The 25,097-nt window shown below is 47.2% G+C and carries 28 protein-coding genes and 1 pseudogene; 22 read left to right on the forward strand and 7 right to left on the reverse strand.

What is annotated here, in order from left to right; genetic code table 11:
• Positions 1–16: 16 nt before the first annotated feature.
• Both FJQ58_RS14445 and FJQ58_RS14450 read right to left on the reverse strand, forming a co-directional pair.
• Complete coding sequence (locus tag FJQ58_RS14445; RefSeq protein WP_139994541.1) at positions 17–277, reverse strand: hypothetical protein; 261 nt, start codon at positions 275–277, stop codon at positions 17–19.
• 210 nt (positions 278–487) lie between these two features.
• Entirely contained in the window at positions 488–1,519 is a 1,032-nt protein-coding gene (locus FJQ58_RS14450) for a tyrosine-type recombinase/integrase (RefSeq protein WP_139994543.1), read from the reverse strand.
• Between the two features lie 119 nt (positions 1,520–1,638).
• Here FJQ58_RS14450 and FJQ58_RS14455 point away from each other — a divergent pair.
• A pseudogene (locus FJQ58_RS14455) lies at positions 1,639–1,821 on the forward strand (sporulation initiation factor Spo0A C-terminal domain-containing protein); the annotation flags it as partial.
• A 220-nt stretch (positions 1,822–2,041) separates the two neighbouring features.
• Here the strand turns inward: FJQ58_RS14455 and FJQ58_RS14460 are convergent.
• Positions 2,042–2,314 carry a hypothetical protein gene (locus FJQ58_RS14460; protein WP_139994545.1) on the reverse strand — a complete coding sequence of 91 codons (273 nt, stop codon included), beginning with the start codon at positions 2,312–2,314 and terminating at the stop codon, positions 2,042–2,044.
• A gap of 350 nt (positions 2,315–2,664) precedes the next feature.
• Positions 2,665–2,832: a mechanosensitive ion channel protein MscL gene (locus tag FJQ58_RS14465; RefSeq protein ID WP_139994547.1), complete on the reverse strand. Its 168-nt coding sequence runs from the start codon at positions 2,830–2,832 to the stop codon at positions 2,665–2,667.
• A gap of 136 nt (positions 2,833–2,968) precedes the next feature.
• On the opposite strand from FJQ58_RS14465, the gene coaD reads away from it, so the two are divergent.
• Complete coding sequence (gene coaD, locus FJQ58_RS14470; protein WP_139994549.1) at positions 2,969–3,445, forward strand: pantetheine-phosphate adenylyltransferase; 477 nt, start codon at positions 2,969–2,971, stop codon at positions 3,443–3,445.
• A 95-nt stretch (positions 3,446–3,540) separates the two neighbouring features.
• Here the strand turns inward: coaD and FJQ58_RS14475 are convergent, their stop codons facing one another.
• Positions 3,541–3,834 (reverse strand): DUF2627 domain-containing protein, encoded by a 294-nt coding sequence (locus FJQ58_RS14475; protein ID WP_139994551.1) that lies wholly within the window; start codon positions 3,832–3,834, stop codon positions 3,541–3,543.
• Positions 3,835–4,049: 215 nt separating this feature from the next.
• Between FJQ58_RS14475 and lpdA the strand changes: the two genes are divergently transcribed.
• The 6 genes from lpdA (at position 4,050) to FJQ58_RS14505 (ending at position 11,087) form a co-directional block, all read left to right on the forward strand.
• A complete protein-coding gene (gene lpdA / locus FJQ58_RS14480; RefSeq protein WP_139994553.1) occupies positions 4,050–5,477 on the forward strand; it encodes a dihydrolipoyl dehydrogenase in 1,428 nt (475 codons plus the stop codon).
• 97 nt (positions 5,478–5,574) lie between these two features.
• Positions 5,575–6,609, forward strand: coding sequence for a thiamine pyrophosphate-dependent dehydrogenase E1 component subunit alpha (locus FJQ58_RS14485; protein ID WP_139994555.1), 1,035 nt, complete (start codon positions 5,575–5,577; stop codon positions 6,607–6,609).
• Positions 6,609–7,592: an alpha-ketoacid dehydrogenase subunit beta gene (locus FJQ58_RS14490; RefSeq protein WP_139994557.1), complete on the forward strand. Its 984-nt coding sequence runs from the start codon at positions 6,609–6,611 to the stop codon at positions 7,590–7,592. Before FJQ58_RS14485 ends, FJQ58_RS14490 begins: the two co-directional genes overlap by 1 nt.
• Positions 7,593–7,712: 120 nt before the next feature.
• A complete protein-coding gene (locus FJQ58_RS14495) occupies positions 7,713–9,044 on the forward strand; it encodes a dihydrolipoamide acetyltransferase family protein (protein WP_139994559.1) in 1,332 nt (443 codons plus the stop codon).
• Between the two features lie 17 nt (positions 9,045–9,061).
• The gene (gene lipB / locus FJQ58_RS14500) at positions 9,062–9,772 is read left to right on the forward strand and encodes a lipoyl(octanoyl) transferase LipB (RefSeq protein WP_139994560.1); all 711 of its coding nucleotides are present in this window, start codon (positions 9,062–9,064) and stop codon (positions 9,770–9,772) included.
• 181 nt (positions 9,773–9,953) lie between these two features.
• Complete coding sequence (locus tag FJQ58_RS14505) at positions 9,954–11,087, forward strand: M20/M25/M40 family metallo-hydrolase (protein WP_139994562.1); 1,134 nt, start codon at positions 9,954–9,956, stop codon at positions 11,085–11,087.
• Between the two features lie 157 nt (positions 11,088–11,244).
• Here FJQ58_RS14505 and mciZ read toward each other — a convergent pair whose 3' ends face one another.
• The gene (gene mciZ, locus FJQ58_RS14510) at positions 11,245–11,409 is read right to left on the reverse strand and encodes a Z-ring formation inhibitor MciZ (RefSeq protein ID WP_139994564.1); all 165 of its coding nucleotides are present in this window, start codon (positions 11,407–11,409) and stop codon (positions 11,245–11,247) included.
• A gap of 96 nt (positions 11,410–11,505) precedes the next feature.
• On the opposite strand from mciZ, the gene FJQ58_RS14515 reads away from it, so the two are divergent.
• The 3 genes from FJQ58_RS14515 to fur all read left to right on the forward strand — a co-directional run bounded on the left by FJQ58_RS14515 (position 11,506) and on the right by fur (position 14,073).
• A complete protein-coding gene (locus FJQ58_RS14515) occupies positions 11,506–12,069 on the forward strand; it encodes an NUDIX hydrolase (protein WP_420799839.1) in 564 nt (187 codons plus the stop codon).
• An 817-nt stretch (positions 12,070–12,886) separates the two neighbouring features.
• Positions 12,887–13,507 carry a stage II sporulation protein M gene (gene spoIIM / locus FJQ58_RS14520; protein ID WP_139994568.1) on the forward strand — a complete coding sequence of 207 codons (621 nt, stop codon included), beginning with the start codon at positions 12,887–12,889 and terminating at the stop codon, positions 13,505–13,507.
• 92 nt (positions 13,508–13,599) lie between these two features.
• Entirely contained in the window at positions 13,600–14,073 is a 474-nt protein-coding gene (fur, locus tag FJQ58_RS14525) for a ferric iron uptake transcriptional regulator (protein ID WP_139994570.1), read from the forward strand.
• A gap of 48 nt (positions 14,074–14,121) precedes the next feature.
• On the opposite strand, the gene FJQ58_RS14530 is transcribed toward fur, so the two are convergent.
• Complete coding sequence (locus FJQ58_RS14530) at positions 14,122–15,282, reverse strand: S8 family peptidase (RefSeq protein WP_162341502.1); 1,161 nt, start codon at positions 15,280–15,282, stop codon at positions 14,122–14,124.
• A 260-nt stretch (positions 15,283–15,542) separates the two neighbouring features.
• Between FJQ58_RS14530 and ald the strand changes: the two genes are divergently transcribed.
• The 11 genes from ald to sigF all read left to right on the forward strand — a co-directional run bounded on the left by ald (position 15,543) and on the right by sigF (position 25,089).
• Positions 15,543–16,688: an alanine dehydrogenase gene (gene ald, locus FJQ58_RS14535; RefSeq protein ID WP_139994574.1), complete on the forward strand. Its 1,146-nt coding sequence runs from the start codon at positions 15,543–15,545 to the stop codon at positions 16,686–16,688.
• 74 nt (positions 16,689–16,762) lie between these two features.
• Complete coding sequence (locus FJQ58_RS14540; protein ID WP_139994576.1) at positions 16,763–16,996, forward strand: YqzK family protein; 234 nt, start codon at positions 16,763–16,765, stop codon at positions 16,994–16,996.
• A gap of 115 nt (positions 16,997–17,111) precedes the next feature.
• On the forward strand, positions 17,112–18,002 hold the full coding sequence (gene xerD / locus FJQ58_RS14545; RefSeq protein WP_139994578.1) for a site-specific tyrosine recombinase XerD: 891 nt from the start codon (positions 17,112–17,114) through the stop codon (positions 18,000–18,002).
• A 45-nt stretch (positions 18,003–18,047) separates the two neighbouring features.
• Positions 18,048–19,235 carry a phosphopentomutase gene (gene deoB / locus FJQ58_RS14550; RefSeq protein WP_139994580.1) on the forward strand — a complete coding sequence of 396 codons (1,188 nt, stop codon included), beginning with the start codon at positions 18,048–18,050 and terminating at the stop codon, positions 19,233–19,235.
• A gap of 57 nt (positions 19,236–19,292) precedes the next feature.
• Positions 19,293–20,132 (forward strand): purine-nucleoside phosphorylase, encoded by an 840-nt coding sequence (locus FJQ58_RS14555; protein WP_139994582.1) that lies wholly within the window; start codon positions 19,293–19,295, stop codon positions 20,130–20,132.
• A 110-nt stretch (positions 20,133–20,242) separates the two neighbouring features.
• Positions 20,243–20,401: an aspartyl-phosphate phosphatase Spo0E family protein gene (locus FJQ58_RS14560; RefSeq protein ID WP_139994584.1), complete on the forward strand. Its 159-nt coding sequence runs from the start codon at positions 20,243–20,245 to the stop codon at positions 20,399–20,401.
• Between the two features lie 36 nt (positions 20,402–20,437).
• Positions 20,438–21,769: a pyrimidine-nucleoside phosphorylase gene (locus tag FJQ58_RS14565; RefSeq protein ID WP_139994586.1), complete on the forward strand. Its 1,332-nt coding sequence runs from the start codon at positions 20,438–20,440 to the stop codon at positions 21,767–21,769.
• 290 nt (positions 21,770–22,059) lie between these two features.
• Positions 22,060–23,262, forward strand: coding sequence for a D-alanyl-D-alanine carboxypeptidase family protein (locus FJQ58_RS14570; RefSeq protein WP_139994588.1), 1,203 nt, complete (start codon positions 22,060–22,062; stop codon positions 23,260–23,262).
• Between the two features lie 255 nt (positions 23,263–23,517).
• Positions 23,518–23,871, forward strand: coding sequence for an anti-sigma F factor antagonist (gene spoIIAA / locus FJQ58_RS14575; protein ID WP_139994590.1), 354 nt, complete (start codon positions 23,518–23,520; stop codon positions 23,869–23,871).
• The gene (spoIIAB, locus tag FJQ58_RS14580; RefSeq protein ID WP_139994592.1) at positions 23,868–24,314 is read left to right on the forward strand and encodes an anti-sigma F factor; all 447 of its coding nucleotides are present in this window, start codon (positions 23,868–23,870) and stop codon (positions 24,312–24,314) included. The genes spoIIAA and spoIIAB overlap by 4 nt, the downstream gene beginning before the upstream one ends.
• 19 nt (positions 24,315–24,333) lie before the next feature.
• Positions 24,334–25,089 carry an RNA polymerase sporulation sigma factor SigF gene (gene sigF / locus FJQ58_RS14585; protein WP_139994594.1) on the forward strand — a complete coding sequence of 252 codons (756 nt, stop codon included), beginning with the start codon at positions 24,334–24,336 and terminating at the stop codon, positions 25,087–25,089.
• Positions 25,090–25,097 lie beyond the last annotated feature (8 nt).

Consider the following 25,097-nt stretch of genomic DNA (forward strand, 5'->3'; position numbering starts at 1 on the left):
TTTTGCGTATAGGTGACTATGCCTTGTTAGCAATTTTATTGAGATAACGGAGGATTTCGCCAATTCCTATAATAATGATACCTAATGAGAGCCCGGTAACTAAATGGAACCAGCTCGTAAAAATTCCGAGAACAACACTGACGATAGCTATTAACGTTCCAACGATATTGAATGAGTTAATTGTCGATTTCTCTCCGGCTTTCGTTATTTCTGAACTACTACGTTGACTCCAGTTTGCAGCGCCATCGGTTTCTTTTACTTCGCCTTTTATTTCCAATAGAAACGCCCCCAATATGTATGGTTTGCTATGTCTCTGAGCTGTTAAAATCATTTCAAGTTACTCAATAGTATAAACGATAGTCTACTTCGTGGGAATAAAAAGTGAGGAGATCCGTGTCTAGACGCTCAATAGCGGAGGGTCTGGCGGATGTAAAACAGCGGAAAAACGCAGCCGCTTACGAAATACTCCGCAAACAGCTGCGTATATTTAACTAAATCGAAGCCTGCCTCGTTTCTTTTCGTTACCTTTATCGAGTAAGCTCGTAACTGGCGAAGCCATGTCGTGCTGCTCGCGTAAATCGGTACCGGTGAAGCGTACGTAAACTTGCGTCATATTTAGCGATGTGTGGCCTAGAATACGAGCCAATGCGATGGGGTCGCCTCCGCCACGTAGAAACTTAACGGCCATGTAATGACGGAAAGTATGCGGAGATACCCGCGCGCCGGTGACTCCGACTCGTTTAGCGTATAGCTTTAACATCTTCGCAAATGTATCGCCGAAATATCGGTTCCCAAACTGCGTAAGCCATAAATAATCGTTTTCCTCAACGTTCATATACTCGATCAACTTTTCTATTTCTTTAATAGTAAGTTGTGATAACGGAATGACGCGAGTTGTATTCGTTTTAGATATTTCTGCACGAATCGTAACCTGGCGTAGTTTAAAATCGATATCGGATATTTTAAGGTTCGTCATTTCTTTTACACGAAGCCCGCCATCAATTAATACGAGCATCATACAGTAGTCGCGGTGCCCAGTATAGACTCGTCTGTTTGGAGCTGAAAGAAGCTTTAAAACGTCCTCATCCGTAAACAGTTCGAATGTATCTTTTTCTTCTTTTTGGTAGTTAATTGCCTCTAATGGCGACTGTTTAATAATGCGTTCCTTCATTAAATAGTTGAAGAAAACCTTAATGTTTCGAATTGAGTTATTTACGGTTCGAGGGGACAGTCCTACCTTACCGCTCGGACTCGTAGGGTGATCATCCCAGCTGACTTTTTCAAACGTTAAATAATGTACATAATCGCGCATAAGTTCCGAGTTCATTTCGCGATCATTCTGCGTCTCAAACCACTCGCGAAACTGGTTTAAAGTTTGCGCATACGTAATGATCGTTTTCGGCGATCGCTTTTCGATACGCTTCGCCTGTAAGAATCGTTCAATCTGCGTTTCTAAATCGAATTTGACGCTGCGGCCTCGTTTTGAGGCAAACGTGTATTTAGGGTTATTACGTGTCATTTATCAGACGCCTCCATAGCGATGAATTTACGCTAAATATTCCGATAAACTACGTGTCAAAGTTTATTGCAATAGCGATAAGCTGACCGAGTGAATTTACGCTCAAATTACGTACCCAAACGCCATCCCGCGTCGAACGGGCCATCCGCCATGCGATTGAAGTCGCCTGGACGCGCGGCAACATCGACAGCATTTCGCATTTGTTTGGCTACACGATCAATATAAGCAAGTCAAAGCCTACGAATAGCGAATTTATTGCGATGGTGGCTGATAAGCTGCGGATTGAGCATAAGGTATCATAATAAGCTCATTGAAAAGGGGGGCGTTTACGATTAAGGTAGCGTCACTGTTCCAATGAATATTCCCGCCTCGCACTCTGCGCAAGGTTATTGGATAGTTAGACCTCGTTGTCATACAGATAGGAAACGGTCAATTCGTTTCTAGGTTTGTATAAATAATAAGACGCCCACTAACGGATTCTTGCCGAAGGTGGGCGTCTTATTTTTTTAAAAATAGAGTGGGCTATTTTATAAAATAAATTCTAATTAGTTGAATCAACACAAAAGCTATAGCAATAACGATTAATAGCTTCTCGATAATTTTAAGTAATTTCTGTGTGGCCTGTTCTGCATCATTCCTGGTTGGTGGCTCATCACCAAAAGAACGTTTTTTTAAGAAAATTAAAGCAAAAACAATACAAACTAATGCATAGAAAAGATATTTAAACAAAATATGGTCAAATAATACAACAAATAGATGAATTAAGCTTTTCCATAAATTGCCTTCAGTGGACAAAACCATCGTTTCACCTGCATATTAAAATAATAATTTGAAAATAGTATAGCAGCCGAAAGCAGTAAGTGCCAAAGCGATTAATTGAATAATCGGTTTTACTTTATAAAATAGCATAGCGGCATCCTTTCTATATGGATGGATATAATTACCTAGAGTTTATCATGGAATTTATTTTCGATTCAATTATCTGTTGAATTGTGAAGAACATCGTTGTGGGATCGTTAGAATCATAGGAGAGGTTTAAGCTAAGGCGAGCTAGTACTGATATTCGATGGGGTTGCAAAACGTCAACGAACAGCGGTATTTTTATAGAGGGATCGGGTAAACAAAAAAAGGCGTCCTCGGATGCCTCAGTTGTAAACGACTCTTCGGTTTAAATAAACGTTGCTGCCGTATTTCTTGATTAAACCGGAGGATTCTGCTTTGATAAAGCTATGGATTTCCTTCAATCGCTGCGTTTGCGGCTGAATCGTCTCTTTTACTTTACCGTCTACGGTGACATCGAATACGATTTTCATGACTGCACCTCTTCTTCCTAAGATGCTTTCATCATAATCCTATTGTATTTCGGGTTGATAAACTGAAATAATGATAATTGTAATGATATTTCTGAAGCATTATCGCAGTGTAAACGAACCAGAGAGAGGTGACAGGATGAAAGCTGTATACGCAGGGAGTTTCGACCCGATTACGCTCGGCCATGTTTCGGTTATTGAACGGGCATTCCATTTATTTAGCGAGGTTCATATTATTGTAGCCAATAACCGATCGAAGAAGCATCATTTTACGATTGAACAGCGTACGGAGCTAGTGGCATTATCCATCCAGCAGCATGATAAAATAAAAATTGTCCCCTTTGAGGGCATTGTCGCAGATTATATTAATAAACATGATATTAATGTGGTCATTCGGGGCATCCGGAATGCTACCGATCTTGAATATGAGCTCCAACTGGAACAATATATTCGCAATACAACGATGGCAGATACCATTTATTTATCACCTTACACGCATTATATGCAAACAAGCAGCTCGCTTGTAAGAATGTTTCTGAATTCAGATAAAACAGAGCTGGCTGCGACTTATATGGTACCGAAAGCATATACACAAATGCTGGAGTATGGGGAATGATCTAAATGTTTGAAATATTTCTAAAAAGAAAAACCGCTGAGCTAGGATGACCATTCATCCGGCGCTCTGCGGTTTTGTATAAGGATGCAGCTATATTAGCTTTGCGGCTTAGGCGGGCGAGGGCGTTTTTCTTTAAATCGTGGTGCCACGTAATTTCGTTTGCGGTCCCGAAAGAACGTCCAGCCTGCAATAAAACCGGCGCCAGCAGCGAACATGACAAAGCCTAGCAAAAATTTCAGCCAATCGAAATCCGGTGTAATTTTGTCATTGCCGAAATCGGAGAAATAGACAAATACGGAATCTTTCATTTTGAGGAACCCAAAGCAAGCCAGCAATCCCGGAATAACGAGCATGAGAATAGCAATAAAACGAGCAGTTACTAATTTCATAAATACAGTGTCTCCTTATCGGTCAAAATATACAGTTAGCTTTATCATACCTTTTTCAGCATACCGTGTCTATTTCGTAAAAGCACGATGCGGGCATTCGTAAAAACAGGTACAATAGGGTTTGAAGTCGTGATACAATGCGATTGGACATGAAAAGAACCTATGAATTTAGGGCATTGGCATATATTGAAGGTAATAAGGAAGGGAATGATAGTATGGCTATACAGGTGGACGTAGCAGTATTAGGAGGCGGGCCAGGCGGTTATACGGCAGCCATTCGTGCCGCGCAGCTTGGGAAGAGTGTTGCGATTATCGAAATGGACAAGCTAGGCGGAACCTGCTTACATAAAGGATGTATCCCGAGTAAATCGCTGCTGCGCAGCGCGGAAGTATATTCAACACTGCTTGAAGCAAGCAGCTATGGCATCGAGGTAACGGAGGGGGCAGTTGCCCTTCATTTCCCCAAGGTGCAAGAGCGTAAAGAACAAACGGTTGAGCAGCTATACAGAGGACTGCAAAGTCTTATGAAAAAAAATGGCATTCAAATCATCAACGGCAAAGGACGAGTGATCGGTCCTTCTATTTTCTCACCGCGCAGCGGCTCGCTTGCCGTCGAGCTGCCGGATGGTGAGATGGAGTCGGTGGTGTCCACAAATCTTATTATTGCAACGGGTTCGCGTCCGCGCCAGCTGCCGGGTTTGGTGCCGGATGGGGAATTTATTTTAACGAGTGATGAAGCATTAGTCATGGAACAGCTTCCCGCCTCGATCATTATTGTAGGAGGCGGGGTTATCGGCGTAGAGTGGGCTTCGCTCTTACAGGATTTTGGCGTGCAGGTAACGCTTGTGGAGGCAGGCTCTCGCTTGCTGCCAGGAGAAGATACAGAGGTATCTGCTGAACTGACGAGATCACTTCGCAGCCGCGGAGTGCGTGTATTCACAGGTGTTCAGCTTCAAGTCGAGCAATATAAAGCTGAAAACAACGAGGTTTCTATTGTCGCTGCAACAGAAGATGGCGATGTACTTCTAACGGCTGAGAAGCTGTTGGTCTCCATAGGACGGCAAGCAAACGTTGAAGCCATCGGCATCGAAAATACCGATATTCGTATTGTTAATGGAGTTATTGAGGTGAATGCCTTCGGACAAACGAGCGAACCGCATATTTATGCCATTGGCGATGTTATTGGCGGAGTGCAGCTCGCACATGCGGCAGCTCATGAGGGGATAATAGCTGCTGAGCATATTAACGGAGAGAAGCCGGCGGCAATTGAGGCACATCTGATTCCAAGATGTATTTACTCGCGCCCAGAGATTGCTTCCTACGGATTAACCGAGGATGGCGCTCGCGCGAAAGGGCATGACATAAAGACTGGAAAAATTCCTTTTCAGGCGATTGGCAAGGCGATTGTCATTGGCGAGAAGGAAGGGTTCGTTAAAGTTATTGCCGATCGGAAGACAAATGATATCGTTGGCGTTCATATGATTGGAGCCCATGCGACAGACCTCATTTCAGAGGCGGCTCTTGCAGGCGTTCTTAATGCAACGCCATGGGAAGTCGGGCAAATGATCCATCCGCATCCTACGCTTTCGGAGGCGCTTGGCGAGGCTATGTTGGCTGTTGACGGCAAAGCCATATCGTTCTAACGAAGACAGTTTTCTTTTTGGAACGATTGGAGTTATAATATATATGATCAAGTCTTAGTACCAGGTTATAATAGTGTAAAAAAAGGAGGAACACCTTATGACCCAACCAGCTTCTACTGGGCAAAATGTTCGTCATTTGGAATTAGGGCTTAGCGATGAGCAAGCAATTGATATGTACGCAACGATGGTGACCGCTCGCAAGTTTGATGAGCGTATGCTGCTGCTGCAGCGCGCCGGTAAAATCAATTTTCATGTCTCCGGTGTAGGACAAGAGGTAGCCCAGGTAGCCGCAGCCTATGCGCTGGACCGTGAGAAAGATTATTATTTGCCCTATTACCGTGATTACGGGTTTGTACTTGCGGTAGGCATGACACTTCGTGATCTGCTGCTGTCCGTTTTCGCGAAAGCGGAGGACCCTAATAGTGGCGGTCGTCAAATGCCAGGCCATTTCGGATCGAAGAAGCTTAGGATCGTCACTGGATCAAGTCCGGTAACGACACAGGTTCCGCATGCGGTTGGCATTGCGCTTGCGGCAAAAATGAAAAAAAATCCTTTGGTCAGTTTTGTTACCTTCGGAGAAGGGTCAAGCAATCAGGGCGATTTCCATGAGGGCTGCAACTTTGCTGGCGTACATAAGCTGCCGGTTATTTTCATGTGCGAAAATAATCAGTATGCGATTTCTGTACCCATTCATAAGCAGCTGGCTGCTAAAGTTTCTGACCGTGCGCTTGGGTATGGTTTCCCCGGGTTTCAGGTTGACGGGAATGATGCGCTTGAAGTGTTCCGTGTAGTGAAAGAAGCACGTGAGCGTGCCATCGCAGGTGAAGGACCAACCTTGATCGAAGCTCTTATGTACCGCATATCGCCTCATTCAACATCAGATAACGATCTTGCTTACCGTACGAAGGAAGAGGTAGATCTCAATCGTGCGAAAGACGGTATCCCTAAATATAAGCAATACCTGATTGATAGCGGGATTTGGACGGAAGAGCTTGATGCTGAGCTTCATGCCAAAATTCGTAAGCTGCTTGACGACGCGACCGAATATGGCGATAAAGCGCCGTTCCCAACGCCGGAATCTACGATGCTGCATGTATATGCGGATGATGCTGAGCAAGGAGGCAAGGGATAATGGCCGTAATTGAATACATTGATGCTATTCGCAAGGCGATGAAGGAAGAAATGGACCGCGACGAGGATGTTTTTGTTCTTGGGGAGGACGTCGGCATTAAAGGCGGGGTGTTCACCACGACAAAGGGGCTTCAAGAGCAGTTCGGAGAAAATCGCGTGCTCGATACCCCACTTGCGGAATCTGCTATTGCTGGTGTTGCAATCGGAGCTGCCATGTACGGAATGAAGCCGATTGCGGAAATGCAATATTCCGATTTTATGTTTCCGGCAACGAACCAAATTATTAGCGAAGCAGCGAAAATTCGTTACCGCTCGAACAATGACTGGACATGCCCGCTCGTTATTCGGGCGCCAATCGGCGGTGGAATCTTTGGCGGCTTATATCACTCGCAATGCCCGGAATCGGTCTTTTTTGGTACGCCAGGCTTGAAAATCGTAGCTCCTTACCGTCCGTATGACGCAAAGGGACTATTAAAGGCAGCTGTGCGCGATCCGGATCCCGTGCTTTATTTTGAAAACAAAAAATGCTATAAGCTTATTACAGGAGAAGTGCCTGACGATGACTACATCGTGCCCATCGGGAAAGCCAATGTGCTGCGCGAGGGCGATGACATTACGGTTATCGGCTACAGCATGCCGCTTCATTTCGTAGAGCAGGCAGCTGCCGATCTGGAGTCTGAGGGCATAAGTGCCCATATTCTAGATTTAAGAACGCTGCAGCCGCTTGATAAAGAGGGCATTCTGGAAGCAGTGCGCAAAACAGGCAAGGTGCTTATTATTCATGAGGATAATAAAACCGGAGGCGTTGGTGCTGAAGTATCGGCGATTATTGCCGAAGAGCTGCTTTATGAGCTGGATGCGCCGATCATGCGTTTGTGCGGGCCGGATGTGCCGGCGATGCCGATAAATCCTCCTGGCGAGAAATTTTTTCTGCTGAACAAAGAGAAAGTCAAAGAAGCCATGCGACAATTAGCCCTTTATTAGGCTTGCTAAGATATAGGAATAGCTGCTCAACAGAGCTGAAATGCCACCGCGAAACGTATGCTGCGCCGCCAGAGGACGGTGGTGGCCGTTTACGCTTGGGCCAGTAGGGAGATGTGAACTATGAAAACAATGACGGAGATCGTCGTACCGCAGCTTGCGGAATCGCTTGTATCAGCTACCATTGATAAATGGCTGAAGCAGCCAGGCGATTGGGTGGATATTTATGAGCCTGTCTGTGAGATTATTACGGACAAAGTCAACGCGGAATTGCCTTCTACAGTAGCTGGTAAGCTCGTTCAAATATTGGTAGGCAAAGGGGAAACGGTTCCCGTTGGAACACCCATTTGCATTATTGAAACCGAAGGATCGGGAGCAGCAGGCCTTGCTGAAGCGCCGCTGGTAGAGAAGAGCGAGCAGAAGCAACCGGGATCAACACCATCAGCGGCAATCGAAATGGAAGATGCGCCTATGCGCAACCGCTTCTCGCCAGCTGTTCAGCAGCTTGCTGCCGAGCATTCGATCCGCTTGTCCGACGTGCCGGGTACCGGCCTTGGCGGCAGAATCACGCGTAAAGACGTGCTCGCCTATGTGGCATCGGGAGCAGCGAATGGAAGCACTGTAGCGGCTGCTAATGCTGCAATGCAAGCGCCTAGAACGGTAGATGCCGCAGCGCAAGTGCGCTCTTCGGGACTTCATTTGACGGAAACGCCAAGGTTGCCGAAAATCGAAGTTGAAGGCTCAGCAGGGGCTGGCAGGGGCGATAACTTCATTGATGTGACGCCTATACGTAACACCATCGCCCGAAATATGAGACAGAGCGTCAGCGAAATTCCACATGCATGGACGATGATTGAAGTGGATGTAACCAATCTGGTTCTGCTTCGTAACAAGCTGAAAGATGATTTTATGAAACGCGAAGGCATCAATCTGACCTACTTGGCATTTCTTCTCAAAGCGGTGGTCAATGCGATTAAAGATGTGCCTATTATGAATTCGATGTGGGCAGTAGATAAAATTATTGTGAAGCGTGATATCAATATTGCGCTCGCGGTAGGTACCGAAGATTCCGTAATGACGCCTGTAATTAAGAATGCGGATCACAAGAACGTTGCTGGCCTCGCCAAAGAAATCGAGGAACTGGCCCGCAAGACGAGGGAAGGAAAGCTGACGCTCTCGGATATGCAAGGCGGAACTTTCACCGTGAATAACACGGGGTCATTTGGCTCTATTTTATCATATCCGATTATCAACTATCCGCAGGCTGCCATTTTAACCTTTGAATCCATCGTTAAGCGTCCGGTGGTCATCAATGATATGATTGCAGTACGCTCAATGGCCAACATTTGCTTGTCGCTTGATCATCGAATCTTGGACGGCGTTATTTGCGGCCGTTTCTTGCAGCGGGTGAAAGATAATTTGGAAAGCTTTAATCTGGAAAGCAAACTGTATTAGAAAAGGGGAACACCATCATGGCTGAAGCGGATCACGCAAAAGGCTTAAGGCGGCTGGATGCCCACTATATCGGCATGCTCGATTACGCGGAAGCGTGGGAGCTGCAAAAAGCATATGTGAAACAAATTGATCAGGAGGAGCGCGAGCAGACGCTGCTCCTTCTTCAGCATCCACCCACCTATACGATGGGCTCTGACAAGCATCCTGAGCATTTGCTTCTGGATGAGGCTCAGTTAAAGGAACGCGGGATTACGCTGTTTCAAATTGATCGGGGCGGAGATATTACTTACCACGGACCAGGTCAGCTTGTTGGCTATCCGCTGCTCTATTTAGAGGCGGTTGGCCTCGATTTGCATGCTTATTTGCGGAGCTTGGAGCAGGTCATTATTCAATGGCTTGGCGAGTATGGTATAGAAGCGGGAAGAAAGCCGGAATATACAGGTGTATGGGTCGGGGATTCGAAGATTGCGGCCATTGGCGTGAAATTTAATAAAGCCCGGCATAGCCGGGGCTTTATTACAAGTCATGGTTTCGCGCTTAACATCAAATCAGGCATCGCGGCAGAAGGCTTCAGCGGCATCGTACCCTGCGGCATTCAGCAGTTCGGCGTCACGTCCTTTAATGATTTAACAGGTCTTGAGCTATCGGTCGAAGAAGCGGCGAAGGAGCTGCTTCCCCATTTTGTGAAAGAATTCGGATGTGAGCTGGATTTAATAAAGGAAAAGTGATCCGAGCCCAGCGAGCAAGGAAGACAAAACGAGTGCTGACACAAGTACAATGGCAACAATACGGATCATACGCTGTCTACGCAATTGGAAAACCCCTTTCTTGATTTGGAACATCATAGCACGGCTATGAGCTTGTCATTTACTCTATTGTATACGAAAGTAATGGGCGGAGGAAACGTTAATGATCGTAAAAGACCGTTTAGTGAATGAATTTATGGAATTAGTTAAGGTTGACAGTGAAACCAAGCACGAGCAGGAAATCAGCCGTGTGCTAAAACAAAAATTTGAAGCGCTAGGCTTGCAAATAAGCGAGGATGACGCAGCGGAGAAAACCGGGCATGGCGCAGGCAATTTGTTTGTGCTTTGGGAAGCCTCCGGCGGGAATGAAGATGCCCCTACAATCTTTTTTACATGCCATATGGACACTGTTACGCCTGGGGTCGGAATCAAGCCGCAACTGGATGAGGATGGCTACATAAGAAGCGATGGCACGACCATTCTTGGCGCCGACGACAAAGCAGGCATCTCTGCTATTTTTGAAGCGATCCGCGTCGTTCAGGAGCAATCTATTGCTCATGGACGCATCCAATTTGTCATTACAGTTGGCGAGGAATCAGGGCTGCTTGGAGCTCGTTCGTTGGATGCTTCAAAGCTGGAGGCGCAGTTCGGCTATGCTCTGGATTCAAATGGAGCGGTCGGCGATATCGCCGTAGCCGCACCAACCCAAGCGAAGGTTACGATTAAAATGTATGGTCGTTCCGCTCACGCAGGGGTGAATCCGGAAGATGGCATTAGTACGATTCAGGTTGCAGCGAAGGCGATTGCCAGAATGCCGCTGGGACGCATTGATAAAGAAACGACAGCTAATATCGGTCGGTTCGAGGGCGGCGGCGCCACGAATATTGTATGTGATTACGTGAAGCTGGACGCTGAAGCCAGAAGCATTGTACAGCATAAGCTGGACAGTCAAATCGAAGCGATGAGAAAGGCTGTTGAGTCTGCTGCTGAGGAATTTGGCGCTCGCGGCGAGCTGGAGAGCGAAATTATTTATCCCGCTTATAGTTATGATGACGAGGATTCGGTCGTGCAGCTAGCCAAAAAAGCGATCACTGCCATCGGGCGCGCACCTCGTACGTTCCATTCGGGCGGCGGCAGCGATGCCAATATTTTTAATGGATTAGGAATTCCTACCGTTAATTTGGCCGTAGGTTACGAACATATCCATACGACAAAAGAACAGATCAAGGCGGAGGATCTGGTCAAAACAACGGAGCTAGTTGTTGAAATAATTAAACAAGCAGCGGCTAAGGAGTAATATTCGAAATAGGGTTTAATAGCAAGCGTTAACGATGTTTGTTATAGCTTGGCGCTACGCGGCCGAACATGACAGAAAGCCCTTCAATCCTGAGGCTCAGCGCAGGCTGAACGGGATGGAGGGTTTTTGTCTTTGTATTTCAAATGAAAGACTTTGCTTAATTTATTTTTTCCAAAGGAACGCGCCGTACGCTGATCACACTGGTGTATTCAGACATCGGTGTCCGTGATAACGAGGCTGCCGATAGCTTGCGCAGCTGATGTCTGATCTCCCAGCCTTTTCCTACTAAACGCAAATGATTCAAAGCTACATATTGTTTCATATGATTCGCCCCTGTCAATTTGATATATTGATAGTTATGCAGGGAATGGACAAGATATGCGCATGAAGCCAATACATTTAATAAGGAGCGATACGAGTGAAAGAGCAACAGCCAGCTGAGATATGGCGAGAGGAAACCATTAAGACCGAACCGATTTTTCAAGGAAAAGTCATTACGCTGCAGGTGGATACGGTCACGCTTGCAGATGGCAACACAGCGACTAGAGAAATCGTAAAGCATCCGGGCGCCGCAGCAGTCATGGCCTTGCTAGACGGCAAGCTGCTTGTTGTTGAGCAGTTCCGCAAACCATTAGAAAAATACCAAATTGAAATACCTGCCGGAAAGCTGGATCCGGGGGAGGACCCGCTTACCGCCGCGGCACGTGAACTGGAAGAAGAAACGGGATATCGCTCCAATGATCTAAAGCTGCTTAGCGCGTTTTACACTTCGCCAGGCTTCGCCGATGAGAAGCTCTACATCTACTTTACGGATAAGGTTGAGCTTGGCGTTCAGAATCCAGATGATGACGAGGATTTAAGAGTCGAAGCGATCACTCTAGAACAGGCGGAGTCCTATATAGTAGAAGGCCGCATTAGCGATGCCAAAACTATTCTCGCCGTATACGCTTGGAAGCTCTACACACTAACAGGCCGGCTATAGCCGGCTTCTTTTGTTTCCGCCACCCACTCGTCATACCGTAACAATTCCTCTCATACAATAGTAGACAACCCTCTACAGAAGCCCTATTTCTAATGGATAAAATATTGCTTAGTTCGGCTAAGGTTGGTTAACTTTAAGTTAGATTGCAGCAAAACTCTTCATTACAAACACGAGATTTGACTTTCAACGTTTGACTGAGCACTACGTGCCGGGATAGCACCACGCATCTCGCGATGCGTTTAGTTCGTCAGTCGACAAATCAAAATTCAAAGTTTTGTCGTATACAGTAAACTTACAACTATTTCCCATATATGAAACGCAAAACATGAATTTATTTTCAATGTTTTACCATGATCTTTAGATATTAACGGTAGCTATGGCTTTTTTCTTTGCTAGGGACAGCTATTGTAAGGTTAATCATATTTTGAAAATAGCTAAATTGGATTAAACACTCTCTTTGTTCTCGCAGTTACGGTTCAACTCATATTAGATGGATTTTCTCCTGTTAAATTAACGCTATTTCTTTAGCTTAGGAAATAGATGGAATTTGTCCTGCTAATATGACCTATAGACGTCATTTTTAGCCGAAACTTTGGATTTAGAGGGTCAAATTCCTGCTAAATGCACAGAAATTCCGTTTTTCATTAAATTAGCAGTATAAATTCCATCTAAACTAGTTTAGAGAGAAGATGCATCAATGAAATAGCGAGGATTCTGGAGTCAGGCGCTGGAAATAGTGGTTGCGAGCGTCGCAAGTTGGGAAGCTTCATTATAGTGAGCGCATAGTGAGAGCAAAAAACGGAAGGGCACGGTGACCATGGTAAAAAATCAACTTTCCCTCTATGTATTTGTATCAGTTTTATTTGTCGTCGGCGTTATATTTGGCGCTTTGATGGTCAATGCGCTGACGCTCGAGCAGCAGCAGGATTTGGCCCTGGACGTTAATCAATACGTTAAGCTTATGAATGATGGAGTGGGGATGGGCGAAGCGCATTCGTTTTGGGAACGATTTTTTTTCCATATGAAATGGTTGCTAGTTTTATGGATTCTTGGCATCACAGTAGTTGGAATTCCAGGGGTGCTGGCGCTTAATTTCTTAAAAGGTGCTCTAGTCGGATTTTCAGTTGGCACTCTCATCAATCAATACGCTTGGAAGGGCGTACTGCTTTCCCTTGTGTCGATTGCTCCGCAAAATATTATTGCGGTGCCTGCCATGATTATCGTAAGTGCGGCTGCGATTACCTTCTCTATGTATGTGGTTAAAAATAGACTGCTTCAACAAAAAGGAGAGCTTGCCCCGCAGCTCGGAGCTTTTAGTTCTACTGCGGTGCTCATGTTAATCGTTTTTGCCGGGGCAGCGCTGTTTGAGGCCTACATTTCTCCATCTCTAATTAGCTGGGTGACACCTTTGATTTCGTCCGGTAACGCCACAATATGACACCAAAACGTTTGACTTTACTACGGGTTAGCACCTATAATGAGAGGAAACGTTTCCTGAAATAGGCGCAGACATGTGGTAGGGGGGAAATCATGGAAGCCCGGATTGAGAAGATCAAACAACAGTTGCAGTCGCAGGGCTACAAATTAACCCCGCAGCGCGAAGCAACGGTACGTGTTTTGCTTGAAAATGAAGACGACCACCTGAGCGCTGAAGATGTATTTATGCTAGTTAAGGATAAAGCCCCAGAAATCGGACTTGCAACGGTTTATCGGACATTGGAATTACTAAGCGAAATGCATGTTGTCGAAAAATTGAATTTCGGCGATGGAGTAGCACGGTACGATTTGCGTACTGACAGCAACAAGCATCATCATCATCATTTAATATGCGTGCAATGTGGAACTATGGATGAAATTAAAGAAGACTGGCTGTTGCCTTTAGAAGAGCGGCTAGAGCAGGAATACGGATTTTTTGTCATCGATCACCGCCTCGATTTCCAAGGTGTATGCCATCGTTGCAAAGCAAAAAATGATCAAGCAAACCCAACTGAAAATCAATCATAAACGGCTTAGCTGCCCAGCATAACTGGACGGCAAAGCCGTTTTGGCGTTTTATTTGCGGTTGAGAATATTATTAAGCTGCAAAAGACCTGCCCCTTGAGCAGTTGAAGAGTAGTTTGGCAGCTTGAGAGCGCGCTTTCGCAGTTTTGTTTGGACTTTAGCCGGCGTTAGGCCTGGGCTGATTGATAGGAGCAGCGCAGCGCCTCCCGCGACATGCGGAGACGACATGCTGGTGCCAGAGAGCTTTTTATATGTGCCGTTCAGCCAAGTGGATTTTATATTTTCGCCAGGAGCCGTTAATCCAATGCCGCTGCCTCTGCTGCTAAAATCAGCTACTAGATTCGTACGGGTAGAAGCGGCAACGGCAATCGTTTCTTGGAATGAAGCTGGTTCGTCAATTTGGCCGCTTTCGCTGCCTGAATTTCCGGCAGAAGCCACAATGACGATTCCTTGTTTTGCTGCTCGTTTTATGGCTGCATGCATCGTGCCGCTGCTCTCAGAGCCTAAAATGCCGAAGCTCATGTTAATGATCTGCATGCGGTTTTTTATGCACCAATTAATTCCCTCGACAATATCAGATACATAACCATCTCCGTTTTTATCCAACGCTTTTACCGCATACAACTGCACCTCGGGGGCAGTTCCTGTCAATTTTCCTGCATTTCCAATCGCTGATGCGATTCCCGCCACATGCGTGCCATGTCCATTATCGTCTGCGTAAGACCCGCCAGTAATCGTATTAACGCCTCCCGCGATTCTAAGATCTGGATGGTTAGCGATCCCAGTGTCAAGAATGGCGACCTTAATACAACGCCCTCGTGTCGTCTGCCAAGCGTCGGGAGCTTTGATTCGATTAATGTTCCATGTGACTAATGCAGGGAGCGTAGCAGGGGTTAAGAGAGGTCTTGAAAGGCCTTTATGATAAACAGGCACATTGTTATTTAATCCATGGGCGCGAATGCGTAAATCTTTTTCGACTAATGCGACTTGGGGATGAAGGGCTAAGGTTTTCCAGACTTTATTATTATGAAAATGGCAGCCGATGATTCGACTGCTTGACACTGTTTTGAAAGGATTGATTCCGAGTTCCTTCAGCTGCTTTAGGCAGCGCTTATAAGATTGAGAAGAACGAAGGGTGATAAGCTTACGGTTGGTTTGCTTGGAAGCTTTGCAGGAGGCACAACTTTTCAGAATTGATTTAAGCTTTGGCAATGGACGCAGAACCCCCTAATGGATTTTGGCGTTACGCTTATCCAGTCTATGGGGAATCCTGAGGTTATGCATGGGTTATTGTCGTTGTAACACATAATTTCTGAAATATAACAAAGCATAGAGAGGAATCCTGTATTCTATAGTTGTTTATCCAATTATAGAGCGGAAAAGAACGAGCAATCCAGCTCGGTTCATCATACAACATAATAAGAGATTTTTTTGGCTCGAATGGTCGTTGAAGCTATGGAGGAGGTATGACTATGATCGTAGGAGTGCCCAAGGAAATCAAACAAAGCGAGTACAGGGTGGCATTGACGCCAGCAGGCGTTACTGTGCTTGCAGCAGCAGGGCATCAAGTGTTGGTTGAATCAGGCGCAGGAGCGGGCAGCGGATTTGAGGATGCGGATTACGAGCGTGAAGGGGCGGAGCTCATCAAGTCTGCTGCCGAGGTGTGGTCAAGAGCAGAGCTGGTTATGAAGGTGAAGGAGCCATTAGCCGAGGAGTTTGGTTATTTTCGCGAGGGTCTGCTGTTGTTCACTTATTTGCATCTGGCCGCCGCTCCAGAGCTGACCAATGCTCTTGTTGATCAGGGCGTTACCGGCATTGCCTACGAGACGATACAGCTTGCAAACGGCAGCTTACCCTTGCTTACGCCGATGAGTGAAGTGGCTGGCAGAATGTCGGTGCAGGTTGGCGCCCAGTTCCTTGAAGCTTTTAATGGTGGGCGAGGCGTATTGCTTGGTGGCGTGCCAGGTGTGCCTCCAGCAGAAGTTGTTATTATTGGTGGGGGCATCGTGGGTACCAACGCCGCAAAGGTTGCGCTTGGCATGGGGGCAAACGTCATTATATTGGAAAGAAGCGCGGACCGAATGCGGTATTTGGATGATATTTTCGGCGGCCGGGTTAGGACGCTAATGTCAAGTCCTTACCATATTGCGGAAGCAGCTGCAAGAGCGGATTTATTGATCGGCGCCGTACTTATTCCAGGCGCACGTGCGCCTCATCTGGTCACGGAGCAAATGGTTCAAGGCATGAAGAAGGGAGCGGTTATCGTAGATGTGGCAGTCGATCAGGGCGGTTCTATTGCTACCGTTGATCGGCCGACTACGCATAAGGACCCGATTTATGTTAAGCATGGTGTCGTCCATTATGCCGTGGCTAATATCCCAGGCGCCGTCCCGCGGACATCGACATTTGCGCTAACAAATGTTACGATTCCATACGCGCTTGATTTGGCGAACCATGGAATGGAAGCAATACGGAAAAGCATTCCGCTTCAAAAAGGAGTCAACACGCACGCAGGCAGAGTGACATACGAGCCGGTAGCGCTCGCTACGGGGCTGCCCTATTCTTCCCTTGAAAAGTGGTTGGACAGTGTTCCCTACGATCGATTGAAAAATGGATAGCATACTTGCAGCAGTCTCCTCATATGGTGGTACTGATGGACAACAGTATCGGCATCATAAGGAGGCTGATTTGCATGGTTTTTTCGATTCGCAGATGGACGAGCCGCATCTTTTTTATTCTGGTATTTTCCGTGTTGCTTTTGGCTGTGACGGGCGGTTATCGCTGGCTGGCGGACGCTATCTCACCCGTGCATCCTTACCGTGAGCCGAAAGGCGCTGCGTTAAAGGTATTTGTTGCTGATCCGGACTCACCTGACAGCAAACATGCCGCAGACCGGCTAAGATGGTTTTACTGGTATGGGGAGTGATCCATTGTGCATAGTGCACAGATTATCGCAGTCAAGCAGGACTTATGGCGTCGAATGTTGAATATTTTTGGTGAAAAAGCTAGTCAGTCTTGAGTGAAAAACGAAAGGAATACCGATGAAAGCTCATTTAATTCGTTACATTCAATATTTGAAGGAGGAACGCGGCTTGTCCGCCAATACGCTTTCTTCCTATCAGCGGGATTTGAACCAGTTCATTTCCTATGTTGAAAATGAAAGCCTATTAGAGCTGAATCTCGTGCAAAGGCATCATATTTCAAGGTATATGCTGCATCTAAAAGAACAGGGAAGAAAGGCGGCAACGCTGTCCCGGCATATCGTGTCGGTACGGGCTTTTTTTCACTATTTGGTAGCCGAGGGCGTTCTTCTGAGCAATCCATCTATTTATCTTGAAGCCCCCAAGCAAGAGAAAAAACCGCCAAGTATTTTGAGCGTAGCCGTAACAAGCACGCTGCTGGATACACCAAGCAGCGCAAGTGCAGGCGGCAAACGGGACAAGGCCATGCTTGAGCTTATTTATGCAACGGGCATCCGGGTCTCCGAGCTTGTATCGCTCAATTTAGAGGATGTCAATATGCAGCTTGGATTTGTCCAGTGCATAGGATCGGGGCAGAAAGAACGAATTGTGCCGTTTGGGAGACTAGCGGCAGAGGCGCTAAACGATTATCTGCAAATCGGGAGAGCTGAGCTGCTGACGTTAAGGGAGTCGGAATCGGCGCTTTTTTTGAATCATTTAGGCACACGTTTGACAAGACAGGGATTTTGGAAGACGATTAAGAAGTATGCGAAAGAAGCTGGCATAGAAGAGGAGATTACGCCTCATATGCTTCGCCATTCCGTAGCTGCGCATCTGCTCGATAACGGAGCCGATATTCGAGCCGTTCAAGAGCTGCTCGGGCATGCGGATGTATCGACCACGCTTAAATATACGCAGGTTTCAAAAACCCGTATGAAGGATACATATAACCGTGCGCATCCGCGCGCATAGAATGGCATTCACCATGGTTGATTGGACAGAGGAGGAAACAAAACGATGAAATTCGATCGTATTGCGGTCATTGTACTTGATAGTGTAGGAATTGGCGAGCTGCCTGATGCCGAAGCTTTCGGTGATCTGGGATCGCACACCCTTGGACATATTGTAGAGAAGTTGCCTGAAACGAAGCTCCCGCATTTGAGAAAATGGGGACTGGACCGGATTGCTCCGATTCACGATTGGAAATCTGAAGCAGGAGCGCCGGCCGCATACTTTGGCAAAATGGCGGAGGTATCCGTTGGAAAAGATACAATGACTGGTCATTGGGAACTGATGGGGCTTGAAATGACGGTTCCGTTCCAAACCTTCCCTGAAGGTTTCCCGCCTGAGCTTCTAGGCCCCTTCGAAGAGCGCACAGGCCGCAAAGTAATTGGCAATAAACCAGCCAGCGGCACCGATATTTTGGATGAGCTTGGCGCTGAACAAATGGAAACCGGCGCTTGGATCGTTTATACATCGGCAGACAGCGTGTTCCAAATTGCAGCCCACGAAGATGTTATTCCGCTTGATGAGCTATACCGTGCTTGTGAAATCGCGCGTGAGCTGACAATGGACGAACGATTTACGGTTGGACGTGTAATCGCAAGGCCTTATGTAGGTCAGCCTGGTGCCTTTAAACGGACGCCAAACCGTCATGATTATGCGGTGAAGCCGCCGCAGCCAACCGTCCTGAATGCACTAAAGGATGCAGGCTATGATTCGATTGCCATCGGAAAAATCAACGATATTTTCGATGGGGAAGGCATTACCTCTTCAACTCCGACTAAGAGTAATGCCGATGGCATCCAAAAAACGATCGAACAACTAAAGCAGCCTTTCAAAGGCTTATTGTTTACGAACCTAGTAGATTTTGATTCACTCTACGGCCATCGCCGGGATCCTGCAGGCTATTCAGCTGCATTGGAGGAGTTCGACCTCTCCGTACCGGAATTGGTGAAGCAGCTTGGCGAGAAGGATTTATTAATCATTACAGCAGACCATGGGAATGATCCTGTTCATCCCGGTACAGACCATACGCGCGAGTATGTGCCGATTTTGCTGTACAGCCCTGCCTTCAACCATCCGGGCGAGCTCGGCGTCCGTTCCACCTTCTCCGATCTTGGCGCAACCATAGCCGATAATTTTGGCATTGACGCACCGCCGAATGGAACTAGCTTCCTATCTGAGCTGAGTGTGCAAGAGTAACCCATTGTAAGGTAAAGAGTCTTATTGCGGCTCATATTTATTTTAGGAGGAATTAAGATGACAACGATTACGGCAGCGGGACTAACAGCGGCACATATTAAAGAAGCAGCTAAATTTATTGAGGCACAAACGGAACTAAGGCCGGAAATCGGGCTGATCATGGGTTCAGGACTTGGTGTCTTGGGCGATCATTTGGAAAATCCGGTAACGATTCAATATCATGATATTCCTCATTTTCCGATCTCGACGGTTGAAGGGCATGCCGGCGAGCTGCTGATTGGAACGTTATCCGGCAGAACGGTTCTGCTTATGCGCGGGCGTTTTCATATGTACGAGGGCTACGGACCAGAGCTGACGGCTTTCCCGGTTCGCGTAATGAAGGCGCTGGGCGTTAAGACCTTGCTTGTTACGAATGCAGCAGGCGGCGTAAACACCGACTATGAAGCAGGCAACCTGATGCTGATCTCCGACCACCTCAATATGACAGGCAAAAATCCGTTAATCGGGCCAAACGATGATTCGCTTGGCGTTCGTTTTCCGGATATGTCCGAGGCTTATAGCAAGCGTCTTCGTGCGATTGCACGTGAAATTGCGGAAGGCCAAGGCTTTACATTGCGTGAAGGCGTGTATGCGGGATTGCTAGGACCAACCTATGAAACGCCAGCAGAAATTCGAATGCTGCGGGTTCTTGGCGCCGATGCTGTCGGAATGTCGACTGTTGCCGAAGTTATCGCGGCTCGTCATTCTGGAATCGAAGTTGTTGGAATTTCCTGCATTAGCAATATGGCAGCGGGTATTTTGGATCAACCGTTGTCGCATGCTGAAGTTATGGAAACGACGGAACGCGTCAAGTCCCAATTTTTAGGACTTGTTACGGCTCTAATTGCGGCGATGTAACATTTTTTGTAACACAAATGTAATAATTACGTCGACTCAATATGACAGTGTTTTTTTTGCTATTCGTCGTATAATGTCCATGATTAAAGAAAGATGGAGTGGACAATGACATGGACAAGCAATTACTTACGCAGATGGAGCAGATGCGTAAAAAGATGATTGAAGCGGCTCTGTTGAATGAAAGCCTTCAGCATCTCGATGTAATCCATTTAAGCCAATCGCTTGATGAGATTATTGTTCAGGTGCAGAGGGAGCGACGCGCTTTATAAACTTTACTTAACGGATGTGCGAATGGAGAGGGAAATATGCGGTCGGTAGATCTAATACAGAAGAAAAGAGACGGTGGCGAACTGACCGCTTCTGAGTTGACTTTTTTAATAGACGGTTATTCCCGCGGAGACATTCCTGATTACCAGATGTCCGCTTGGGCGATGGCTGTGTTTTTTCGGGGAATGACACCTAAGGAGACAGCGGCGCTGACGCTCGCAATGGCGAATTCAGGCGATCAGGTAGATTTAGGTCCAATAAGCGGGATTAAAGTCGATAAACATAGCACAGGCGGCGTAGGCGACAAAACGACGTTAATTCTTGCGCCGCTGGTGGCATCTGCAGGCATTCCGGTAGCTAAGATGTCGGGAAGAGGCCTTGGCCATACTGGTGGAACGATTGATAAGCTTGAATCGATCGAGGGTTTCCGCACAGAGCTCTCGCGAGAAAAGTTTATGAACCAGGTTAACGAAATCGGTTTATCTGTTATTGGGCAAAGCGGAAATCTTGCTCCGGCAGACAAGAAGCTTTACGCTTTGCGGGACGTTACCGCTACGGTAGAGTCGATCCCGCTTATCGCAAGCTCGGTGATGAGCAAAAAAATTGCAGCTGGTGCGGATGCGATCGTGTTGGACGTTAAAACGGGCAGTGGTGCTTTTATGAAGACGCTGGAGGATTCGGAGAAGCTTGCCCAAGCGATGGTCAATATCGGGACGGAAGTCGGACGGAATACGGCTGCAGTTATCAGCGACATGGACCAGCCGCTTGGCTTTGCAATCGGCAATGCTTTGGAGGTTCAGGAGTCCATTGAAACGCTTAAAGGGCATGGGCCAGAGGATCTAACGGAGCTATGTTTGACTCTTGGCGCACATATGGTTGTGTTAGGCGGAAAGGCCGATACGATTGCAGAAGCAAGGAAACTTCTGGAAGAGAGGATTTCGAGCGGAGCGGCATTGGCGAAGTTCAAGTCTTTTGTTTCCGCTCAAGGCGGCGATCCATCCATCGTAGACGCGCCTGACAGGTTGCCGCAAGCTCCTGTTGTAATCGAAGTAAAAGCGTCTATCGCGGGTTTTGTTAATGCCATCGAAGCTGAGCAGCTAGGCCTTGCTGCCATGCTTCTTGGAGCGGGCAGAGCGACGAAGGATGCCGTGATTGATTATGCGGTTGGCGTCATGCTTTGCAAAAAGGTTGGCGATGCCGTTGCAGCCGGTGAGACGATTGCTTTGCTTCATGTGCGTGAAGAGAATGGTGCTACCGCTGAGGTATCGGAGCGAGTACGCCAGGCATATAACATTCAAGATTATAAGCCTGAGCATCGAGCGCTGCTGCTTTCCGTGATTACGGCAGCCGGTATTGAACGTTATACGTAACTAGCATATCCGATAGAAAACCGTTCCCCTTTCAGGGGAACGGTTTTTTTGTTGCCCAATTAGTCTACCTTATGGAATAATTTCCAACTTAAGAGTCAACACTAAAAAGAGAAAGAAAAGCGAATTGTGCGCGGTCGGTGTTTGCTAAGGTAATCCCAGTGTACCGTCACGAAGCAAGTTTTGCTTCGCAAAACCAAGTTTACGCTTACGAAGCAAGTTTTGCTTCGCAAAACCAAGCCTACGCTTACGAAGCAAGTTTTGCTTCGCAAAACTTTTAGGAGGAGATCTAGTTGAAAAAACGTTCGATCCAGCTATGTTTATTTATTCTCGCATTTGCGCTTGCGCTGCCGGCGGCAGCCTTTGCGGCCGTGGAGCCGACACCGGCTCCTGGCCCAGCTCCCTCCAACCAGGCTCCAACAGCTAATTTGGCGGTATCTGCCCGGTCAGCGATCCTGATGGATGCGGACAGCGGGACCGTTATTTACGAGAAGAATAGCCATGATAAGCTTCCGCCTGCAAGCATTACCAAGATTATGACGCTGCTTCTCATTATGGAGGCGCTTGATGACGGGAAAATCAAGCTGTCTGACAAAGTCCAGACGAGCGAATATGCCGCTTCCATGGGGGGCTCGCAAATCTTCCTTGAGCCGGGCGAGGAAATGTCGGTAGATGATATGATCAAGGGCATTGCGCTTGCTTCGGGAAATGATGCATCGGTAGCCATGGCGGAGAAACTGGCCGGCACGGAACAGGAATTCGTCGCCATGATGAATGAGCGCGCGAAGCAGCTCGGCATGAATGATACGCAATTTTCGAATCCGAATGGCCTGCCTGTAGCGAACCATTTCTCTTCGGCGCATGATATTGCCGTCATGTCGAGGGAACTGCTCAAGCATTCCGAAGTGACTAAATACACGGGGCTTTACCAGGATTATTTGCGTAAAACGTCAGAGAAGCCATTCTGGCTTGTAAATACGAATAAGCTGGTTAGATTTTATAGCGGTGCCGACGGTTTGAAAACGGGCTTTACCAGTGAAGCAAAATATTGTTTGTCGGCAACTGCGAAGCGGGATAATATGCGTGTTATTGCCGTAGTCATGGGAGAGCCGGATACCAAGACCAGAAATGCCGAGGTATCGCAAATGTTCGATTATACGTTTGCCCAATACATGAACCACTCGATTATTAAAGAGGGAGAAGCGATGGGTACGCTGAAAATCGAAAAGGGCGTAGCACCGGAGCTTCCATTGGTAGCCAAGCATGCATATAGCGTACTGCTTAAGAAAGGCAGCCAAACGAAGGATATTCGTTATGAGCTGAAAATCGACGGCCCGCTCAAAGCACCAGTTCAAATCGGCCAGCCGATCGGCAAGCTGGTTGTATATCAAGGCGACCAGGTCTTAAAGGAATTTGACGTGGACGCGCCGTTGTCGGTTGAACGTGCGGGCTGGTTTAAATTGCTGAAGCGTTCCTTCTCCGGTTTGTTCGCATAGCTCGCGAAAAAGCTCAATAAGGCTGAATCGGGCAGCGTATTTTGTCATCTCATAGCGGTATGCTTCTAGTTTTGTCGGCATGCAGGAATAGCCTGCCTTTTTGGAGAATTGCTAGTTCTATCTCGGCAAGTGTAAACGTCTGGAGCTGATTGATCGCAAAGCAGTCTACGTTTCACGGTAAATGTAAGGAAGGGAGTGCGGATTTGCCGCAAGCTTTCTTATATTTGAAAAAACCTAGAGGAGATGAACAGCATAATGAGTCTGCAAGCAGAATTGGAGCAATACCGCAATGTGCTGATCGTGAGGCTGCGGGGAGAACTTGATCACCACACCGCCGATGTCGTCCGCTATAAAATGGAGGAGGCGATCCTTCGCGGAAGCAGTGAGCATGTCATCCTAAGCCTGAAAGAGTTGCAATTCATGGACAGCTCCGGGCTGGGCGTTATCCTGGGGAGGTACAAGCAGGTGAAGAGCAAGGGCGGAAAAATGGTCGTTTGCGACGTGAATCCGAATGTTCACCGCTTGTTTGAAATGTCAGGCCTGTTCAAAATATTGACGATTCACGATAACGAACGGAACGCAATTTCCAGTTTGGAGGTGGTGTCATGAACGGATCGAATGAAATGACGCTTTCCTTCAGCGCCCGCTCGGAAAACGAAGCCTTCGCACGAATTGCAGTTGCTGCATTTGTGTCACAGCTTGATCCGACGCTTGAGGAGCTGAATGATCTGAAAACAGCAGTGTCCGAGGCGGTTACGAACGCGATTATTCATGGTTATGAAAGCGACGCATCTTGCAAAGTAACCATTGAAGCAAAAATTGAAGGCGATTCGGTATCGATATCGATATCGGACAACGGTCGGGGCATCGAGGATTTGGAGCTGGCGCGGCAGCCGCTGTATACATCGAAGCCGGAGCTTGAGCGTTCGGGCATGGGTTTTACGATTATGGAAAACTTTATGGACCGTTTTGAGGTTACCAGTATGGTTGATGGCGGGACTCGCGTTGCAATGCTGAAACGAATCGAATCGAAAAAAGCGCTCTACAATTAGCGTATAGGGGTTGAACCTCATGGATGTCAATCTAAAGCAGACGGCCCAGCCATACTTGGATGACGCGGAAGTGAAGCGGCTTATTGCGTTAAGTCAGTCCGGCGATACGCTTGCAAGGGATACACTCGTACAATGCAATATCAGGCTAGTTTGGTCCGTAGTGCAGCGGTTCATCAATCGCGGCTATGAGCCGGAGGATTTATTCCAAATCGGATGCATCGGGTTGCTGAAATCGGTGGACAAGTTCGACTTGTCCTATGATGTGAAGTTTTCTACATATGCCGTTCCGATGATCATTGGCGAGATTCAACGGTTTTTGCGCGATGACGGTACGTTGAAGGTGAGCAGGTCCCTCAAGGAAACCGCCAATAAGGTGCGTAAAATGAAGGATGAGCTCTCCAAAACGTTAGGCCGCTTGCCTACAATCAGTGAGGTTGCAGAGCGGCTTGGCATCACGCCAGAGGATGTCGTATTCGCTCAGGAAGCCAATAAGCCTCCTACGTCGATACACGAAACGGTGTTTGAAAACGACGGCGACCCGATCACTCTCATGGATCAAATAGCTGACGAATCCCAGGATCGCTGGTTTGACAAGCTGGCGCTTGTCGAAGCCATCGAAGGCTTGAACGAGCGGGAGCGTCTCATTGTATACTTGCGGTATTACCGTGATAAAACGCAATCCGAAGTAGCGAGCAGGCTTGGCATATCACAAGTGCAGGTATCGAGGCTTGAGAAAAAAATATTGCAATCGATAAGAGACCAAATCGCCCTTTGAGGCGATTT

The sequence above is a fragment of the Paenibacillus paridis genome, from assembly GCF_006345825.1.
GTDB lineage: Bacteria > Bacillota > Bacilli > Paenibacillales > Paenibacillaceae > Pristimantibacillus > Pristimantibacillus paridis.

Excerpts from the sequence above, each read along its gene's own strand:
- fur (WP_139994570.1), top strand. The coding sequence starts at position 13,600 with ATGGAAGCCCGGATTGAGAAGATCAAACAACAGTTGCAGTCGCAGGGC.
- FJQ58_RS14505 (WP_139994562.1), top strand. The coding sequence starts at position 9,954 with ATGATCGTAAAAGACCGTTTAGTGAATGAATTTATGGAATTAGTTAAG.
- xerD (WP_139994578.1), top strand. The coding sequence starts at position 17,112 with ATGAAAGCTCATTTAATTCGTTACATTCAATATTTGAAGGAGGAACGC.
- FJQ58_RS14465 (WP_139994547.1), bottom strand. The coding sequence starts at position 2,832 with ATGAAAATCGTATTCGATGTCACCGTAGACGGTAAAGTAAAAGAGACG.
- FJQ58_RS14565 (WP_139994586.1), top strand. The coding sequence starts at position 20,438 with ATGCGGTCGGTAGATCTAATACAGAAGAAAAGAGACGGTGGCGAACTG.
- lpdA (WP_139994553.1), top strand. The coding sequence starts at position 4,050 with ATGGCTATACAGGTGGACGTAGCAGTATTAGGAGGCGGGCCAGGCGGT.
- FJQ58_RS14555 (WP_139994582.1), top strand. The coding sequence starts at position 19,293 with ATGACAACGATTACGGCAGCGGGACTAACAGCGGCACATATTAAAGAA.
- spoIIAB (WP_139994592.1), top strand. The coding sequence starts at position 23,868 with ATGAACGGATCGAATGAAATGACGCTTTCCTTCAGCGCCCGCTCGGAA.
- spoIIAA (WP_139994590.1), top strand. The coding sequence starts at position 23,518 with ATGAGTCTGCAAGCAGAATTGGAGCAATACCGCAATGTGCTGATCGTG.
- FJQ58_RS14540 (WP_139994576.1), top strand. The coding sequence starts at position 16,763 with ATGGTTTTTTCGATTCGCAGATGGACGAGCCGCATCTTTTTTATTCTG.
- spoIIM (WP_139994568.1), top strand. The coding sequence starts at position 12,887 with ATGGTAAAAAATCAACTTTCCCTCTATGTATTTGTATCAGTTTTATTT.
- FJQ58_RS14495 (WP_139994559.1), top strand. The coding sequence starts at position 7,713 with ATGAAAACAATGACGGAGATCGTCGTACCGCAGCTTGCGGAATCGCTT.
- deoB (WP_139994580.1), top strand. The coding sequence starts at position 18,048 with ATGAAATTCGATCGTATTGCGGTCATTGTACTTGATAGTGTAGGAATT.
- FJQ58_RS14475 (WP_139994551.1), bottom strand. The coding sequence starts at position 3,834 with ATGAAATTAGTAACTGCTCGTTTTATTGCTATTCTCATGCTCGTTATT.
- coaD (WP_139994549.1), top strand. The coding sequence starts at position 2,969 with ATGAAAGCTGTATACGCAGGGAGTTTCGACCCGATTACGCTCGGCCAT.
- FJQ58_RS14560 (WP_139994584.1), top strand. The coding sequence starts at position 20,243 with ATGGACAAGCAATTACTTACGCAGATGGAGCAGATGCGTAAAAAGATG.
- sigF (WP_139994594.1), top strand. The coding sequence starts at position 24,334 with ATGGATGTCAATCTAAAGCAGACGGCCCAGCCATACTTGGATGACGCG.
- mciZ (WP_139994564.1), bottom strand. The coding sequence starts at position 11,409 with ATGAAACAATATGTAGCTTTGAATCATTTGCGTTTAGTAGGAAAAGGC.
- FJQ58_RS14490 (WP_139994557.1), top strand. The coding sequence starts at position 6,609 with ATGGCCGTAATTGAATACATTGATGCTATTCGCAAGGCGATGAAGGAA.
- lipB (WP_139994560.1), top strand. The coding sequence starts at position 9,062 with ATGGCTGAAGCGGATCACGCAAAAGGCTTAAGGCGGCTGGATGCCCAC.
- FJQ58_RS14485 (WP_139994555.1), top strand. The coding sequence starts at position 5,575 with ATGACCCAACCAGCTTCTACTGGGCAAAATGTTCGTCATTTGGAATTA.
- FJQ58_RS14450 (WP_139994543.1), bottom strand. The coding sequence starts at position 1,519 with ATGACACGTAATAACCCTAAATACACGTTTGCCTCAAAACGAGGCCGC.
- ald (WP_139994574.1), top strand. The coding sequence starts at position 15,543 with ATGATCGTAGGAGTGCCCAAGGAAATCAAACAAAGCGAGTACAGGGTG.